Raw genomic sequence first — 15699 nt, 5'->3', positions numbered from 1 at the left:
TTGGCCGCACCGTCCCGTTGGCGCAAGCGGATTTCGCCCACCGGCCCTTCCTTTACCCGGATCGAACCAGTAGCTAGTCGGGCTCGCCGGTCGGATGGCCAGCATTTCACATGGATTGCAGCATGGTCGCGACCAGCTCGAGCGAAGGCGAAGCGGGAACGCAGTGGGCGGCGCTTGCCGGCGTCACCGCGGCACTTGCTATGTTCGGCGCGGCGCAAGGGCTGAGCTCGCCGCTGTTCACGCTGCTGATGCAGAAACAGGGCATGTCGCCGGCGCTGATCGGCCTGTCAGCGGCGATGATGCCGCTCGGGCTGATCCTGTCGGCTTCCTTCGTGCCGGCCGCGGTGCGGCTGGTCGGCGCGCGCACGCTGGCGGTCGGCTGCTCGCTGATCGGCGCGATCTGCTTCCTGGCCATCGGTTATCTGCAGGACTGGGTGGCCTGGTTCGTCATCCGTTTCATCATTGGTGTGGTCATCAACCCGCTCTACATCCTTGGCGAGGTCTGGGCGCTGTCGCTGGCGCCGCCATCGCGGCGGGGCCGGGTCATGGGCGTGTTCAACACGCTGATGGGGGTCGGTTACGCGGCCGGGCCATTCGCGCTGACCCTGCTGGGCACGTCGGGCTGGGCTCCCTTCCTGGTCGGTGTCGCCGGCTTCACGCTGTGTGCGGTGATCCTGCGCGCCGTCTCGTCAAAGCTGACCGGTTTCGAGGAGGACGGCCAGCCCGCCAGCGGCCTTGTCGGCTTTGCCAGGGTGGCGCCGGCACTGCTGCTTGCCGTTCTGGTTTCGGCCGCGGTCCAGCAGAGCACCTATGCGCTGGTCCCGGTCTTCGGCTCCAGCTACGGCCTGGCGGAAGCCGTGCTTGCCTCGCTGGTGATGGCGCTTTCGCTGGGTAACATCCTGCTGCAGATTCCTCTCGGCCTGCTGGCGGAGCGTTTTGGCGGCCGCGCCATGATCATCGTCTGTGCGCTGGCGACCGCCACCTGCGCGCTCTTGCTGCCGCTGCTGATCATGACGCCGCTGATCTGGGGCGTGCTGCTGGTGATGGGCGCGGTCGGCTACGGCGTCTACACGATGGCGCTGGTCGAACTGGGCAGCCGGTTCAAGGGCTCGGTGCTGGTCGCCGGCAACGCCGCCTTTGCGCTGATGTGGGGCGCCGGCGGCATCGTCGGGCCGCCCGGCGCCGGCCTGCTCATGCAAGGCATCGGCCCGCTTGGCCTGCCGGTCGTGATCGCCGGCCTCGACGCGTTGCTGGTGATGTTCGCACTGTATCGCTCGTCCGTGCGCCGGAGCGGCAACGCATGATCGCGAGCGGTTCGGGCAACAGCGAGATGGGAATGCAATGGGCTGCGATCACTGGCGTGATCGCCACCGTTTCGGTGTTCGCCATCGCGCAGGGGCTGTCCTATCCGCTGCTGAGCTTCATCCTGCAGCGGCAGGGCGTGTCGCCGGCGATGATCGGTCTGTCGGCGGCAATGACACCGGTCGGCTTCATCGTCTCGTCGCCGCTGATACCGGCGCTGGCGCGCCGGTTCGGGGCAGGGCGCACGGCGCTCACCTGTGCGGCGCTTTCGGCAATCGTGCTGGCGCTGATCGGCTGGACGCAGAATGTCTATTTGTGGTTTCCACTGCGCTTGCTGATCGGCGTGGTGACCAACCCGCTCTACGTGCTGAGCGAGATCTGGGTGATCGCGCTGGCGCCGCCGGCGCGGCGAGGCCGCGTCATGGGCGTCTATTCGACGATCATCTCGGCCGGCTTTGCGGCTGGGCCGCTGTGCCTGCTTGCCGTCGGCACGGAAGGCTGGCCGCCATTCCTCGTCGGCATTTTCGCCTTCGTGTTGTGTGGCATCTGTCTGGCCTCGGTGCTGCCGCGCTTGCCCAAGGTCGATGAGGCCGGGCATCGGGTTTCCGTGCTTGGCTTCGTGCCGCTGGCGTGGCTGCTTTTGTTTGCCGTGATCGTGGCCGCAGGCTTCGAGCAGGGCGCGCTGGCCTTGCTACCGGTCTACGGCACCCATCACGGCATCCCCGAGCCCCGCATGTCGGCGCTGCTGTCGGTGATGATCGCCGGCAACATCGCCATGCAGGTGCCGCTCGGCCTGCTGGCGGAAAGGCTCTCGTCGCGTCTTGTGCGGCTTGCCTGCGTCGCGATCACGGTGCTCGGCTGCCTGCTCCTGCCGATCGTCATCGACACGCCACTGATCTGGCCGATGATCTTTGTCTGGGGCGCCGTCTCTTACGGCATCTACACGATGTCGATCATTGAGCTCGGCGAACGCTTCACCGGCTCGACACTGGTTGCCGGCAACGCGGCCTTCTCCTTGATGTGGGGCGTCGGCGGCATCGCCGTGCCGCCACTGGCGGGCACTGCGATGGACATTGTGGGGGCAAGAGGCCTGCCGATCACACTCGGCCTGCTATGTCTGGCACTGGCGATTGCGAGCCTTACTGGCCGACGGAAAGCCTCAATCGTCGGCTGAACATATTGAATATCGGACAAAGCATATCGATGTTGGCAGTGCCAACAGCGACGCGTTTATCGGAGATCTCATGACCAAGCCCATCACCAATACGTCCAATTCCACCCCTTTGACCGACGATCCGTTCCTCTGGCTGGAGGACAGGACCAGCAAAGAGTCGCTCGACTGGGTGCATGGTCAGAACGAGGTCACGGTTGGCGAGTTGCAGGGCGATCCGTCCTATCAGGCGGCGTTCCAGACCGCCCTCGACCTGATGACGGCCGAGGACAACATCGCGGTCGGCGCCGCCATTGCCGGACATGTCTACAATTTCTGGCAGGACAAGACCAATGTGCTCGGCGTGTGGCGCCGCACGACGGTCGCTTCCTACAAGACCGAGAAGCCGGATTGGGAAACGATCGTCGACTTCGACGAGCTTGCGGCGAAGGATGGGATCAAGTGGGTGTTCAGCGGCGCCAGCCGGCTCTATCCGGACTTCAACCTGTGCCTGGTCTCGATGTCGCCGGACGGTGGTGACGCCAGCGAGATGCGTGAATTCGATATCGAGAGCAAATCCTTTGTCGAAGGCGGGTTTCGCGCGCCGGCCTCGAAGTCGGGCTTCGGCTGGTTGGACAAGGACACTGTCATCGTCTCGGCGGCCTTCGAAGAGGCCGACAAGACGCAGTCCGGCTATCCGCGCGTGATCAAGCTGTGGAAGCGTGGCACCAAACTGGAAGACGCGACACCGATCTTCGAGGCGCAGAAGGAGGATCTCGCTGTCGGTGCCGCCCTCGAGTTCGATGGCGACCGACGCTATCTGATCCTGGCTCGGACGCTCGATTTCTTCGCCTCGAATATCTTCCTGCGGCTGCCTTCGGGCGAGAACAAGCGTTTGCCGCTGCCTGACGACATGACCGATACGGCGATCTTCAGAGATCAGCTCGTCTTCGGCGTGCGCAGCCCGTGGACGGCGCCCGATGGCACATCGTGCAAACCCGACGGCCTCTATTCGCTGGACCTGGCGCGTTGGGTCGAGACCGGCACGCTCGGCCCGGTGGAGACTTTGCTGGAGCCGGCGTATCGCGTGTCGATTGCCGGCATTGCCCGCACGCAGGACCGTCTGTTCATCAACCTGATGGACAATGTGCGCGGCAAGGTCGTCGTCTGCGAACGTAACGATGGAAGCTGGGCGCTGAAGCCTGTGGCGCTGCCCGAAAACGGCAATGTCGGCCTCAGCCATGCCGAACATTTCGGCTCCAGCGTTTCCTTCTCCTTCACCGATTTCCTGACTCCGAGCTCGATCATCTGGTCGGATGACAATGGCGAGACGCTGGCCACCGTGAAGTCGCAGCCGGCGCGTTTCGATGCCTCTCCGCTGATTTCGGAACAGTTCGAGGCACGCTCGAAGGACGGCACGATGATCCCCTATTTCGTCGTCCGGCGACGCGACCAGAAGGGTCCAGTGCCGACGCTGCTCTATGGCTATGGCGGCTTCGAAGTGCCGCTGCTGCCCGGCTATGCCGGCGTGCGCGGCAGGCTGTGGCTGGAGAAGGGCAATGCTTATGTGCAGGCCTGCATCCGCGGCGGCGGCGAATTCGGTCCGGCCTGGCATCAGGCCGCGCTCAAGGGCAATCGCCAGAACGGGTTCGACGATTTCGCCGCTGTTGCGCAGGATGTCGTCAGGCGTGGCATTGCCACAGCCGCTTCGCTCGGCATCCAGGGTGGCTCGAATGGCGGCCTGCTGACCGGCGTTTCCTTGACGCAGCATCCCGAGCTTTTCGGTGCCGTCATCATCGAGGTGCCGCTGCTCGACATGCTGCGCTACACCGAATTGCCGCCCGGCGCCTCGTGGGCGGCTGAGTATGGCGATCCGTCGAAACCGCAAGATGCGAAGTGGCTTTCGGCCTACTCGCCCTACCAGCATGTCGACGCCGGTGCAGCCTATCCGCCGGTGCTGCTGACGACGTCGACGGCGGACGACCGCGTCCATCCCGGCCATGCGCGCAAGATGGCCGCCCGCCTGCAGGAGGCCGGCCATGCGCGGACGCTGTTCTTCGAGGAGACCGAAGGTGGACATGGTGGACGCGGCGACCGCCGGCCGCAGGCGGCGCAGACGGCGATGAAATATGTCTTCCTCCAAAGGGCGCTAAGCGGCAAGGCCTGAGATGAGGCCTAGGCTCCGCGGACGCAAAGGGTGGTTCACCTCGACCGCCCTTTGCTCTTGACGCAATTCCTGGGGAAAGCGCTACGCGCTTTTCGCGTGAAAACCGTTTCACACTTTCACCGGAATTGCTCTAAGGTGCCGTCCATGGCTCTCGTCAGGATATCGGCTCGCGCATTCCGGGTCGCGGTGACACCGTCACCGCGCACGCTGCGCGCCGAGCTTTTGCGGCTGTGCGCCCGCATCGGTTATTCGCCACCTGCTTTCCTCTGACGAATTCGCCCCGGCGCAGCCGGATAGAATCCAGAGGAAAGATCAGATTCATGACCTATCAGAATTATTCGCTGAAGCAGCTTCAGCAGATCGACGCCGCGCACCATCTCCACCCGTTCACCGACCACAAGGAACTGCGCGAAGCCGGCTCGCGCATCATCACCCATGCCAATGGGCCGTTCATCTACGATTCCGAAGGGGCTGAGATCCTCGACGGCATGGCCGGGCTGTGGTGCGTCAACATCGGCTATGGCCGCGACGAACTGGCCGATGCCGCCTACGCGCAGATGAAGGAATTGCCATACTACAACTCATTCTTCAAATGCTCGACGCCGACGCCGGTGCTGTTGTCCAAGAAATTGGCTGAGATCGCGCCGAAGCACGTCAACCAGGTGTTCTACGGCTCGTCCGGTTCGGAAGCCAACGACACGGCGCTGCGTCTCGTGCGCCATTACTGGGTGCTGGAAGGCAAGCCGGAGAAGAACCGCATCATCTCGCGCAAGATGGCCTATCACGGCTCGACCGTTGCCGGCACCTCGCTCGGCGGCATGGACGGCATGCACAAGCAGCTCGGCGGTGCGGTGCCCAACATCGTCCATGTGATGATGCCTTATGCCTATGAGCTGGCGCTGCCTGGCGAGAGCGATCATGATTTCGGCCTGCGGGCGGCAAAGGCCGTCGAGGATGCGATCCTCGAAGCCGGTGCCGACAAGGTTGCAGCCTTCATCGGCGAGCCGGTGATGGGAGCGGGCGGCGTGAAGATACCGCCGGTCAGCTACTGGCCGGAAGTGCAGCGCATCTGCCGCAAATACGATGTCCTGCTGATGCTGGACGAGGTCATCACGGGTTACGGCCGCACCGGCGAGTGGTTCGCAGCACAAACGCTCGGCATCGAGCCCGACACCATCACCACGGCCAAGGCGCTGACCTCTGGCTATCAGCCGCTGTCGGCATTGCTGGTCGGCGACCGCATCGCCGCGACGCTGGTCGAGAAGGGCGGCGAGTTCAATCACGGCTACACCTATTCCGGTCACCCGGTGGCCTGTGCCGTGGCGCTGAAGAACCTCGAAATCATCGAGCGGGAAGGGCTGGTCGACCGTGTCAGGAACGATACCGGTCCGTATTTTGCCAAGGCCTTGCAGGAGCGCATTGCCGGGCATGATCTGGTCGGCGAGGTGCGCTCGATCGGGCTGATGGGCGCGATCGAGATCGTCAAGGACAAGGCGACCAAGGAGCGGTTCCTGCCGTCGGGAAGTGCGGCGGTGACCGTGCGCGACCACGCGATCGCGCAAGGCATGATGCTGCGCGCCACCGGCGACACCATGATCCTGTCGCCGCCACTGATCTGGACCCGCGACACGATCGACATGGCCTGTGATCGTATCGCCAGGGCGCTGGATCTGGCACAGGCGGATCTGCGCAAGCGGTAGAGCACGACCCTCGACCGGGCGTTCTTTCGACAGGAGCGCCCGGCCTGGAGAAACATTGGGAACGAATACCATCCCCAGCGCGTAGTGTGTGGGGCAGCGGCTGATTCGGCCGCGAAAAAGGGGTTTGTTTTCATGAGAAAGACCGGCAAGAGCCGACGGACGCCAGAAGCGGCCAGCATTGGCGGTGACCTGATGCTGGCGCCGCTGGTGGCGATGATGCGGCTGCCGTTGATGGCCATGGATGCCGGGAGCAGCCAGCCATGGGGCACCGAGACGGCGCGTGCGGTAAACGAGAAGACCGTGGCAATGACCGAAGGCGCGCTTGCGGCGCAGATGTCTTTCCTGCAGTCGGTGTCGCGGTTCTGGCCGGAAATCTTTTCCGGCCGCACACCGTCGCTGCTGAACGGCGTCGCGGCCGAACAGTCGATCAGCGCCGCGCTGAAGCCGGCCAGCCGCGCGGTGAAAGCGAACTTTCGCCGGCTGTCCAACAAGGCCTGACAACGAAAGGCCGATCCAGAAAAACCGATTCCCGTTTTTCGAGGTCATACGTTAGAACCCTGTCAGGCACATCTGCCGATGGGGAACATTATGGCCGGACAACCGCTCAACCAGCCCGCCGAAATTCCGGCTGAACTCGACCGCTGGAACTGGGGCGCCTTCTTCCTCAACTGGATCTGGGGTATCGGCAACAGCACCTTCATCGCCCTGCTGGCGCTGATCCCTGTCGTCAACATCATCATGATCATCGTGCTGGGTGCGCGCGGCAGCCGCTGGGCCTGGCAGAACCGCGTCTGGCGCGACGCGGAACAGTTCCGCAAGACGCAACGCAACTGGGCAATCGCCGGCCTTGCCGTCTGGGTGGTCAGCATCGGCGGCTGTGCGGCGATAGTCGGCGGCATCCCCTACGTCCTGAAAGGCAGCGATGCCTATCACATGACGATGGACAAGCTACGCGCCGACGATCGCGTCAAGACCGCTCTCGGTGATGGCGTGGCCGACAGTTTCTGGGTCGGTGGCCATCTCAATGTCAATGCGAATGGGGCGGGCGACGCCCAGTTCAGCATTCCGGTCCATGGCGCCACGGGCAAGGGCACCGCGTACTCAACCGCTGTCCGGACGGCCGGCACGTGGAGCCTGCGCCTGCTGGTGGTCAGGGTCGAGGGAGCCGATGCTCCGATCGTGCTGATCAACGAAGATCATGTCTCGATCCCGAATGCGGCAATCGGAATATAAAACCAGGTTGCGCAGACAGACCCGCAGAAACGCAAAAACCGCGCTCCATCGGGAACGCGGCTTTTGCCAGATACGCACGGCACTTCGCTACTCAAACACTTGGCGAAACTTACGGGCTCCGGTACGCGAGACCTGATCCGGAGCGCCGGGCGGACGCGATATGTCCGCCTCGCATTCCGTTTTATAGAGACATCGTTACCGGGGGGTTATCGAGACCTTAAGCAAACCTAAATTTCACGGGGTTTCTCTCAAGATGTGCGAAAAAACCCAGTCATTTTAGTAGTTTATGGATTTGCGCCGCGCAGAAAATTAATGATGCCGGAAAAATCGGCGCCCGCATGCCCCTGAGCGTTGAACAGCGCATAGAGCTGGGCTGCCTCGGCACCAAGCGGGGTCACCGCGCCGGAACCTTGTGCTGCTTCCTGCGCCAGCTTCAGGTCCTTCAGCATCAGTGCGGCGGCAAAGCCGGGCTTGTAGTCGCGGTTGGCGGGCGATGTCGGCACAGGGCCGGGCACGGGACAATAGGTGGTCAACGACCAGCACTGGCCGGAAGATGTCGAGGCGACATCAAACAGCGCCTGATGCGACAGGCCGAGCTTTTCCGCCAGCACGAAGGCTTCGGCGACGCCGATCATGGAAATGCCGAGGATCATGTTGTTGCAAATCTTGGCCGCCTGTCCGGCGCCGTCGCCGCCGCAATGGACGATGCGCCCGGCCATCGGCTTCAGGATCGGCTCGGCGGCGGCGAAGGCATCGTCGGAACCACCGGCCATGAAGGTCAGCGTGCCGGCCGCCGCGCCGCCGGTTCCGCCCGAGACGGGCGCATCGATGGACCGTAGGCCGTGTTTGGCGGCGACGGCATGCGCCTTGCGCGCCGATTCGACGTCGATGGTCGAGGAATCGATGAACAACGCGGCCTTTTTCGCCCTGGGGGCAATGTCTTCATAGACCGACAACACATGCTTACCGGCCGGCAGCATGGTGATCACCACATCGGCGTCCTTCACCGCGGCCGGCGCGTTGGCCATGATGACGACGCCATGCTCGCGCGCGACCGCCAGATTCTCCGGCATCAGGTCGAAGCCATGCACGGCATGCCCGGCCTTGACCAGGTTGGCGGCCATTGGATTGCCCATGTTGCCGAGGCCGATGAAGGCGATCGTCGTCATTGTCTCTCTCCCGGGTTCTTCTGGCGTCAGCGGCCAATCAACGCCCGCGCGATGATGACGCGCATGATCTCGTTGGTGCCTTCAAGGATCTGGTGCACGCGCAGGTCCCGCACCAGCTTCTCGATGCCGTAATCGTGCAGATAGCCGTAACCGCCGAGCAGTTGCAGTGCATCGTTGGCGACATTGAATCCGGTGTCGGTGACGAAGCGCTTAGCCATGGCCGACCATTTGCCGGCATCCGGCGCCTTGCGGTCGAGCTTCGAGGCGGCGGCATAGAGGAAGATGCGCGCCGCCTGCAGCTCGGTCTCCATGTCGGCCAGCCTGAACTGCAGCGCCTGAAACTGGTTGATCTTGGAGCCGAAAGCCTTGCGCTCGGCGGTGTAGGAGAGCGCCTTGTCGAGCGCCGATTGCGCGCCGCCCAGCGAACAGGCGGCGATGTTCAGCCGGCCGCCGTCGAGCCCCGCCATGGCGATGCCGAAGCCGGCGCCTTCGCCCGACAGCAGGTTTTCCGCCGGCACCTTGCAGTCCTCGAAGATGACCTGTCGGGTCGACTGCATGTGCCAGCCCATCTTGTGCTCGTTGGCACCGAAGGAAAGGCCAGGCGCATCTTTTGGTACAACAATGGTGGAAATGCCTTTCGGCCCGTCGGCGCCGGTGCGCACCATGACGGCGTAGACGTCGCTGTCGCCGGCGCCCGAGATGAACTGCTTGGTACCGTTCAGCACATAGTCGCCGCCGCTCTTCACCGCGCGCGTCTTCAGCGCCGCGGCGTCGGATCCGGAACCGGGTTCGGTCAGGCAATAACTCGCCAGCCATTCCATCGAGGTGAGCTTGGGCAGGAAGCGCTGGCGCTGCTCGTCATTGCCGAAACGGTCGATCATCGAGGCCACCATGTTGTGGATCGAGATGAACGATGAAAAGGCCGGATCGGCCTGCGACAGCGCCTCGAAGATCAGCACGGCGTCGAGTCGGCCAAGCGCGGAACCGCCGACATCGTCACGGGTGTAAATGCCGCCGAGGCCGAGCGGGCCGGTCTCGCGGATCACGTCGGCGGGAAAGTGTTTCCTGCGATCCCAGTCGAGCGCGTTCGGCGCGACGCGGTCGGCGGCGAACGCCTGCGCCATCTCCTGGATGGCGCGCTGCTCCTCGTTGAGTTCGAACTGGCTGGTGCTCGCATCGACCGCGGCGTCCATGGCGTGCTCCCTATGTGCTGGCCAGCTAGCTCGCTGGCCTGTCGTTTTTGGCTTTTCGCGCAGACCAATCTAGACCAATGATGCCGCCGCGCAACCCGACCTTCCGCGGAGCGGCTGTGCACCAATGCATGTCCGGAGCAAGATGTGACGACAAAATTCGATGAGCTGCTGGAACGGTTCCACACCTATCTCGCTTCCGTGGATGACACCCTGGTGCGCGACGCCGTGGCGCGGATCGCCTGGGACATGCCAGTTCGCGCGCTGGAGCCGCATCGGCTTGGCTGCCTGCGCCACCTCGATCGCGCCGTGGAACTGGCGTCGCTGGCTGCCAAGCCGCTGGTGCAATGGCTGGCCGAGCACCGGGACGATCTTCGCTGGGGACAGACCTATGGCGAGGCGGATTTCGGCAAGGCATTCATCGACAATTACGGCTGGCTGGAGATGTTCGGCACGCGTGGCCACTTCGCCAACGACGATGTCGCCGCTGGCCTGCTGATCCTTGGCCCCGAAATCGTCTATCCCGACCATCATCACGTTGCCGAGGAAATCTACATTCCGCTGACCGGCGGGACCGAATGGCGCATGGGTGAGGGCGGCTTTCGCCGGCGCGCGGCCGGCGAGGTCGTCCACCACGCCTCCAACGTCAACCACGCCATGCGAACGGCCGAAGAGCCATTGCTGGCGCTTTACATCTGGCGCGGCGGGCCGCTGGCGGCGAAATCCACGATTACCGCCACCGCTACTCAGGGCAGGAACTGATGGCCAAGGCGATCATGCTGCAGGGCACAGGCTCCGATGTTGGCAAGACGGTGCTGGTCGCCGGCCTCTGCCGCGCAGCAAAAAAGCGCGGGTTGAAGGTGCGGCCCTTCAAGCCGCAGAACATGTCGAACAATGCCGCCGTCGCCGACATTCCCGGCGACACCAATGCCGGTGGTGGCGAGATCGGCCGCGCGCAATGGCTGCAGGCGATCGCATGCGGTGTGGTGCCATCGGTGCATATGAACCCGGTGCTGCTCAAGCCGCAAACCGATGTCGGCGCCCAGATCATTGTGCAGGGCAAGGTGTTTGGCGAAGCGCGTGCGCGCGACTATCAGGCGCTGAAGGGCCGGCTGATGGATGCCGTGCTCGACTCCTGGGGCAAGGTTGGCGAGGGCGCCGATCTGGTCATCGTCGAGGGCGCCGGTTCGCCGGCGGAGATCAATCTCCGCAGCCGCGACATTGCCAATATGGGTTTTGCGACGCGCGCCGACGTGCCGGTGGTGCTGGTCGGTGACATCGATCGCGGCGGCGTCATCGCCTCAATCGCCGGCACGCATCTGATCTTGCCGGAAGAAGACCGACGCATGATCGTCGGCTACCTCATCAACAAGTTCCGCGGCGACGTCTCGCTGTTCGACGACGGCTTAAGGTCGATCACAGGATTCACCGGCTGGCGCTGTTTTGGCGTCGTGCCGTGGCTGAGGGCGGCAGCACGCTTGCCTTCGGAGGATTCGGTGGTGCTGGAACGGCTGGTGTCCGGCGAGACGCGTGCGCTCAAGATTGCCGTGCCGATGCTAGGCCGCATTGCCAATTTCGACGATCTCGATCCGCTCAAGGCCGAACCGCAGGTCGAGGTGGTGTTCGTGCCGCCGGGAAAGCCGCTGCCCGCCGATGCCGGACTGGTGATCCTCCCCGGCTCCAAGTCGACGATCGGTGATCTCCTGAAATTCCGCGAGAACGGCTGGGATGGCGATCTGCTCGCGCATCGCAAGCGGGGCGGCCATGTCGTCGGCATTTGCGGCGGCTTCCAGATGCTTGGCCGGACAGTGCGCGACCCTGACGGCATCGAAGGCAGCGTCACCGAGGCCGAAGGGCTCGGCCTGCTCGATGTCGAAACAGTGATGGAACCGGAAAAGACGGTGCGCAATGTCAGCGCCCGCTCGGTGCTGTTCGACCTACCGCTCGAAGGCTACGAAATCCACCTCGGCCGCACCACCGGTCCGGACTTGGTGCGACCGTCGGCGATTATCAATGGCGTCGAGGATGGCGCCGTTTCCGCTGACGGCAAGGTGGTCGGCACCTATCTGCATGGCCTGTTCGGCGCCGACGGCTTTCGCGGGAAATTCCTCGAAAGCCTCGGTATCAAGGGTGGCGGCATCGACTATCGGGCCGAAGTCGAGCGGGCGCTGGACGAGGTCGCAGCCGAGTTGGAAACCCACCTCGACTGCGACGCGATTTTCGCGCTGGCCCGGTAGGGTTACGCCTTTTCGCCTGCCTTCGGCCAGTAGGTGCCGAACGACCAGACACTGCCTTCCGGATCGCGGCAGATGAACTCGCGGCTGCCATAGTCGCGGTTGGTCAATTCCTGGATGATCGTGGCGCCGGCCTTTCTGGCTTTGGCATAGGCGGCATCGGCGTCGTCGACGGCAATGTAGATCGACTTGCCGCCGCCTGAGCCGGGCTCGCCCACCATCTTGCCGTAGTCGTCGTCGCGCACTGTGCCGAGCATGATCATCGAAGAGCCGAAAACCAATTCGGCATGGTGCACGACATCGCCTTCGCCATAACGGGCACGGACGCTGAAGCCGAAGGCGTCGCACAGCCAGTCGATCATTCTTGCCGCGTTCTTGTAGCGCAACGCGGGGTAGAGGCGGGGTGCTTCAGTGGTGGTGGGCATGAAAACTCCTTCATCCGGGTTGGTCGATATCCCAATTTTGGTCGAAGGCCGTTCCATCGTCTTGAAGAAATGTTACCTGACCGAAAGTGCGGTCGGCGTCTCTCCGGCAAGGTCGCGGAACTCACGCACCAGATGCGCCTGGTCGGCATAGCCGCAGTCCGCGGCGATATCCGCCCAGTCGGCAGTCGGCTGCCTCGACAGGCCGAGCGCCCGGTTGAAGCGCACGATGCGCGACAGCGTCTTGGGGCCGATACCGATCGCATTGGAAAAGCCGCTGGCAAGATGTTTGCGGCTCCAGCCCAGCCTTTCGGCAAGCGATGAGATGCGGGTCCGGCCACCAGAGGTGATGATGCGGTCATAGGCCCAGGCGATCTCGAGCGGCGTTTCGGCGGCATGGTCGAGACGGGCGGCGACGAAGGCTTCGGCGATATCGAAACGCGCCGACCAGTCCGGCGCGTTGCCGAGCCGTTCACGCAGCGCCATGCCTTCGGCGCCAAGCACGTCGTCGAGGACGATCATGCTGTCGGTCAGTTCGCTCATCGGCCGGCGGAAGAACCGGCGTGCGCCAAGCGGTGTGAAGTTGACCTGAACGCAGCAGGCGCCGCCGAAGGATTCGATCACCACCGGTCCGGCATAGAGGCCGGCGGCGAAACTGGCGAAGCGGTCATTGTCACCCGGCGCCTTGCCGAGTCCGATGGCGAAAGGCTCGGCGAAGCTGATGACCAGCGGCACGGTCAGCGATGCGTATTCGACATTGCGCAAATGGCCCGGCGCCATTTCGCGATAGCCGCAAATGTCGGTGATAGTGCCTTGAAGTGCAGGATTGGGAATACGCCGGCGCATCTCGAACCGCCCGGCGACCGACCGGTCCTGTTCCTGCTGGCGTTGCATCTCGACTGGCATCGGCATCCTTCAACGGACAGAAATCTAGCAGACCTCAGACCAGAATCAAAAACGCCCGGCTTTTGGCCGGGCGCTCATGGTCCCCACTTCAAGGGAAACGTGTCAGGCGCCGCGCATCAAGCAGCCGCCGGCAAGCACGATGAAAGCAATAAGAACAATCCACACCGATGCGAGTGGAATAAACGCAAGAACGCCAAGCGCGGCAAGAACGCCGATGATGGCGATAACAACGGAAATGATAAAAACGATCTGGGTGGGTGCGCTAAGATTCATGTCTGGCTCCTCGCAACATGATTCGAACAGCGGCATTCTATCAGGGCGCGTGATCACACACCAATCATGACACGCAGCGGGTTCGCCGGGTCGGCCAGGAGCTTCACGGCCAGCGCCAGGCAGACGATCACCAGCAATGGCTTGATCAGTCTTGCGCCGACGCGCATGGCCAAGCTGGCGCCGACGCGGGCGCCAAGGAACTGGGCAACACCCATCATCAGGCCGATCTTCCAGTAGACGACACCGACAGCGGCGAAGACGATGAAGCCGCCGATGTTGGAGGCGAAATTGAGCAGCTTGGTGTGCGCTGTCGCCTTGAGCACGCCGTATCCAGCAAGGGCGACGAAGGCCAGCATGTAGAAGGAGCCGGCGCCCGGTCCGAACAGGCCGTCATAGAAGCCGATGGCGGGAACCAGGGTCACTCCGAACAGGAATGGCGACAGGCGCTCAGTGCGGTCGACGTCGTTCATGTTTGGCTTGAGCGCGAAGTAGAGCGCGATGGCGATCAGCACCAGGGGCAGGAGGGCGCGCAAGAGATCGCCTGGCACGATCGTTGCCAGCAAGGCGCCGACAGCACTTCCGGCAAGCGCAAGCAGCGCTGACGGCAATTGCCGGCGCAGGTCGACATGACCCTTGGACGCATAGTGGATCGTCGCCGACCCGGAGCCGAACATGCCCTGCAATTTGTTGGTTCCAAGCGCTTCGACCGGCGAGAAACCGGCAAGCAGCAACGCCGGGATGGTGATCAATCCGCCACCGCCGGCGATCGAATCGACAAAACCCGCGGCAAAGCCGGCGAACGCCAGCATGGCGACGGTATGAGTGCTAAGGTCGATCATTTGATATATGGAGATGTCCGGTCGGCTGAGATATCGGGCGTTCGACCACGACCGCCCTGTTTGCGCAAGGCCGATTCCGCGCTACCTCTATCCAAGCGCGTCGCTCTTGGACGGAATCATGCGACGCATCTGAATCGGAAAGAGGCCCCTGATGGCATTCGCATTGCTGGACCAGATACGCTCGATCTTCGACGGCGACCCGGGCGTGCGCAAGGTGGCGGACGATCCGGTCTTGTCAGCGGAACTTCTGATGCTGTTCCGCATGATCCTGGCCGACGGGTCGGTCAGCGAGAGTGAGATGGTTGCCTTCCGGAGGATCTGCAAGGACGCCTTCGGCATCGCCGAAACCAGCATCGACAGCGTCATCGAATATCTCAACGAGTTCGGCTACGAGACCAACGGCTCGCAGGCCATTGCGCTGTTCCGTGACCTCGACATCGAGCGGCGCAAGCAATTGGCCCGCCACATGGCCGAGATCGCCAAGGCGGATTCGCAGCTGGCCGAGAGCGAGGTGCGGCTGCTCCGCCGCACGCTCGACCTGCTCGACATCAGTCCGGTCGACGTGGTCAAGCCGGAAGGCTGAGGCGCTGCGTGGCAGAACCAATCGCCGGCGCTGAGGGCCGTTTGTGTGAGCTTTGCCGATAGCTATCTGGGACAGTTGCGGGCGCTGATCGGTGATCGTCTGGTGCTGATGCCGGGCGCGCGCATCGTCATCGAACGCGCCGATGGCCGCATCCTGTTGCAGAAACGGACCGATTTTGGCTTGTGGGGCCTGCCCGGCGGCAGTGCCGAGGAAGGCGAGGGCCTGGAGACCGTGGTGATCCGGGAGGTACTCGAGGAAACCGGGTTGATCGTCAGCGATGTCGAGCCGTTCGGGTTTGGCTGTGACCCGCGCCATGAAACCTTCCAGTTTCCGAATGGCGATCGCGCCCAGTTCTTCGCGCTGATGTTCTACACGCGATCGTTTGAAGGCGAGCCGGCCGTCACCGACGACGAGAGCAGCGCGGTCGGCTGGTTCGCCGTCGACAGCTTGCCCGAAACGCTGCCCAATATGGCGCGCAGCATCGAGGCCTATCTGCGATTCAAGACCACCGGAAAATTCCAGATGATCTGA

The 15699-nt window shown here is 63.5% G+C and carries 17 protein-coding genes; 11 read left to right on the top strand and 6 right to left on the bottom strand.

The features are described 5' to 3' along the window. Nucleotides 1-122 precede the first annotated feature (122 nt). From AC1D10_RS12455 to AC1D10_RS12425, 7 genes are all read left to right on the top strand, one after another. Entirely contained in the window at nucleotides 123-1304 is a 1182-nt protein-coding gene (locus AC1D10_RS12455) for an MFS transporter (protein WP_477272012.1), read from the top strand. Then, nucleotides 1301-2476 carry an MFS transporter gene (locus AC1D10_RS12450; RefSeq protein WP_477272010.1) on the top strand — a complete coding sequence of 392 codons (1176 nt, stop codon included), beginning with the start codon at nucleotides 1301-1303 and terminating at the stop codon, nucleotides 2474-2476. The genes AC1D10_RS12455 and AC1D10_RS12450 overlap by 4 nt, the downstream gene beginning before the upstream one ends. A 70-nt stretch (nucleotides 2477-2546) precedes the next feature. Next, nucleotides 2547-4619 (top strand): prolyl oligopeptidase family serine peptidase, encoded by a 2073-nt coding sequence (locus AC1D10_RS12445; RefSeq protein WP_477272008.1) that lies wholly within the window; start codon nucleotides 2547-2549, stop codon nucleotides 4617-4619. Between the two features lie 144 nt (nucleotides 4620-4763). Further along, nucleotides 4764-4889: a capsid protein gene (locus tag AC1D10_RS12440; RefSeq protein ID WP_477272006.1), complete on the top strand. Its 126-nt coding sequence runs from the start codon at nucleotides 4764-4766 to the stop codon at nucleotides 4887-4889. Between the two features lie 50 nt (nucleotides 4890-4939). Further along, nucleotides 4940-6319, top strand: coding sequence for an aspartate aminotransferase family protein (locus AC1D10_RS12435; RefSeq protein ID WP_477272004.1), 1380 nt, complete (start codon nucleotides 4940-4942; stop codon nucleotides 6317-6319). Nucleotides 6320-6451: 132 nt separating this feature from the next. Further along, a complete protein-coding gene (locus AC1D10_RS12430) occupies nucleotides 6452-6817 on the top strand; it encodes a hypothetical protein (protein WP_477272002.1) in 366 nt (121 codons plus the stop codon). 90 nt (nucleotides 6818-6907) lie between these two features. Further along, nucleotides 6908-7552: a cytochrome c oxidase assembly factor Coa1 family protein gene (locus tag AC1D10_RS12425; protein WP_477272000.1), complete on the top strand. Its 645-nt coding sequence runs from the start codon at nucleotides 6908-6910 to the stop codon at nucleotides 7550-7552. A 284-nt stretch (nucleotides 7553-7836) separates the two neighbouring features. Here the strand turns inward: AC1D10_RS12425 and mmsB are convergent, their stop codons facing one another. Both mmsB and AC1D10_RS12415 read right to left on the bottom strand, forming a co-directional pair. Beyond that, nucleotides 7837-8721 (bottom strand): 3-hydroxyisobutyrate dehydrogenase, encoded by an 885-nt coding sequence (gene mmsB, locus AC1D10_RS12420; protein ID WP_477271998.1) that lies wholly within the window; start codon nucleotides 8719-8721, stop codon nucleotides 7837-7839. A gap of 26 nt (nucleotides 8722-8747) precedes the next feature. Next, the gene (locus AC1D10_RS12415) at nucleotides 8748-9914 is read right to left on the bottom strand and encodes an isobutyryl-CoA dehydrogenase (protein ID WP_477271996.1); all 1167 of its coding nucleotides are present in this window, start codon (nucleotides 9912-9914) and stop codon (nucleotides 8748-8750) included. A gap of 144 nt (nucleotides 9915-10058) precedes the next feature. On the opposite strand from AC1D10_RS12415, the gene AC1D10_RS12410 reads away from it, so the two are divergent. Continuing rightward, a complete protein-coding gene (locus AC1D10_RS12410) occupies nucleotides 10059-10673 on the top strand; it encodes a dimethylsulfonioproprionate lyase family protein (RefSeq protein WP_477271994.1) in 615 nt (204 codons plus the stop codon). After that, nucleotides 10673-12148: a cobyric acid synthase gene (locus tag AC1D10_RS12405; RefSeq protein ID WP_477271992.1), complete on the top strand. Its 1476-nt coding sequence runs from the start codon at nucleotides 10673-10675 to the stop codon at nucleotides 12146-12148. The genes AC1D10_RS12410 and AC1D10_RS12405 overlap by 1 nt, the downstream gene beginning before the upstream one ends. Nucleotides 12149-12150: 2 nt before the next feature. On the opposite strand, the gene AC1D10_RS12400 is transcribed toward AC1D10_RS12405, so the two are convergent. From AC1D10_RS12400 to AC1D10_RS12385, 4 genes are all read right to left on the bottom strand, one after another. After that, entirely contained in the window at nucleotides 12151-12570 is a 420-nt protein-coding gene (locus AC1D10_RS12400) for a VOC family protein (protein WP_477271990.1), read from the bottom strand. A 72-nt stretch (nucleotides 12571-12642) separates the two neighbouring features. Continuing rightward, nucleotides 12643-13473, bottom strand: a complete 831-nt coding sequence (locus tag AC1D10_RS12395; protein ID WP_477271988.1) for a helix-turn-helix domain-containing protein — start codon at nucleotides 13471-13473, stop codon at nucleotides 12643-12645. 102 nt (nucleotides 13474-13575) lie between these two features. Continuing rightward, nucleotides 13576-13746 (bottom strand): hypothetical protein, encoded by a 171-nt coding sequence (locus AC1D10_RS12390; RefSeq protein WP_023812274.1) that lies wholly within the window; start codon nucleotides 13744-13746, stop codon nucleotides 13576-13578. A 53-nt stretch (nucleotides 13747-13799) separates the two neighbouring features. Next, complete coding sequence (locus AC1D10_RS12385; protein WP_477271985.1) at nucleotides 13800-14585, bottom strand: TSUP family transporter; 786 nt, start codon at nucleotides 14583-14585, stop codon at nucleotides 13800-13802. A gap of 151 nt (nucleotides 14586-14736) precedes the next feature. Here AC1D10_RS12385 and AC1D10_RS12380 point away from each other — a divergent pair, with 151 nt between their 5' ends. Both AC1D10_RS12380 and AC1D10_RS12375 read left to right on the top strand, forming a co-directional pair. Then, entirely contained in the window at nucleotides 14737-15168 is a 432-nt protein-coding gene (locus tag AC1D10_RS12380) for a TerB family tellurite resistance protein (RefSeq protein WP_379096634.1), read from the top strand. Between the two features lie 45 nt (nucleotides 15169-15213). Then, complete coding sequence (locus tag AC1D10_RS12375; protein ID WP_477271982.1) at nucleotides 15214-15699, top strand: NUDIX domain-containing protein; 486 nt, start codon at nucleotides 15214-15216, stop codon at nucleotides 15697-15699.

Source organism: Mesorhizobium sp. P2_A8 (assembly GCF_056404935.1).
The sequence above is the reverse complement of the archived record's forward strand: the minus strand, read 5'-3'. Positions and strand labels throughout refer to the sequence as shown.

Excerpts from the sequence above, each read along its gene's own strand:
- AC1D10_RS12380 (WP_379096634.1), top strand. The coding sequence starts at position 14,737 with ATGGCATTCGCATTGCTGGACCAGATACGCTCGATCTTCGACGGCGAC.
- AC1D10_RS12385 (WP_477271985.1), bottom strand. The coding sequence starts at position 14,585 with ATGATCGACCTTAGCACTCATACCGTCGCCATGCTGGCGTTCGCCGGC.
- AC1D10_RS12435 (WP_477272004.1), top strand. The coding sequence starts at position 4,940 with ATGACCTATCAGAATTATTCGCTGAAGCAGCTTCAGCAGATCGACGCC.
- AC1D10_RS12440 (WP_477272006.1), top strand. The coding sequence starts at position 4,764 with ATGGCTCTCGTCAGGATATCGGCTCGCGCATTCCGGGTCGCGGTGACA.
- AC1D10_RS12415 (WP_477271996.1), bottom strand. The coding sequence starts at position 9,914 with ATGGACGCCGCGGTCGATGCGAGCACCAGCCAGTTCGAACTCAACGAG.
- AC1D10_RS12390 (WP_023812274.1), bottom strand. The coding sequence starts at position 13,746 with ATGAATCTTAGCGCACCCACCCAGATCGTTTTTATCATTTCCGTTGTT.
- mmsB (WP_477271998.1), bottom strand. The coding sequence starts at position 8,721 with ATGACGACGATCGCCTTCATCGGCCTCGGCAACATGGGCAATCCAATG.
- AC1D10_RS12450 (WP_477272010.1), top strand. The coding sequence starts at position 1,301 with ATGATCGCGAGCGGTTCGGGCAACAGCGAGATGGGAATGCAATGGGCT.
- AC1D10_RS12400 (WP_477271990.1), bottom strand. The coding sequence starts at position 12,570 with ATGCCCACCACCACTGAAGCACCCCGCCTCTACCCCGCGTTGCGCTAC.
- AC1D10_RS12425 (WP_477272000.1), top strand. The coding sequence starts at position 6,908 with ATGGCCGGACAACCGCTCAACCAGCCCGCCGAAATTCCGGCTGAACTC.
- AC1D10_RS12455 (WP_477272012.1), top strand. The coding sequence starts at position 123 with ATGGTCGCGACCAGCTCGAGCGAAGGCGAAGCGGGAACGCAGTGGGCG.
- AC1D10_RS12430 (WP_477272002.1), top strand. The coding sequence starts at position 6,452 with ATGAGAAAGACCGGCAAGAGCCGACGGACGCCAGAAGCGGCCAGCATT.
- AC1D10_RS12445 (WP_477272008.1), top strand. The coding sequence starts at position 2,547 with ATGACCAAGCCCATCACCAATACGTCCAATTCCACCCCTTTGACCGAC.
- AC1D10_RS12395 (WP_477271988.1), bottom strand. The coding sequence starts at position 13,473 with ATGCCAGTCGAGATGCAACGCCAGCAGGAACAGGACCGGTCGGTCGCC.
- AC1D10_RS12405 (WP_477271992.1), top strand. The coding sequence starts at position 10,673 with ATGGCCAAGGCGATCATGCTGCAGGGCACAGGCTCCGATGTTGGCAAG.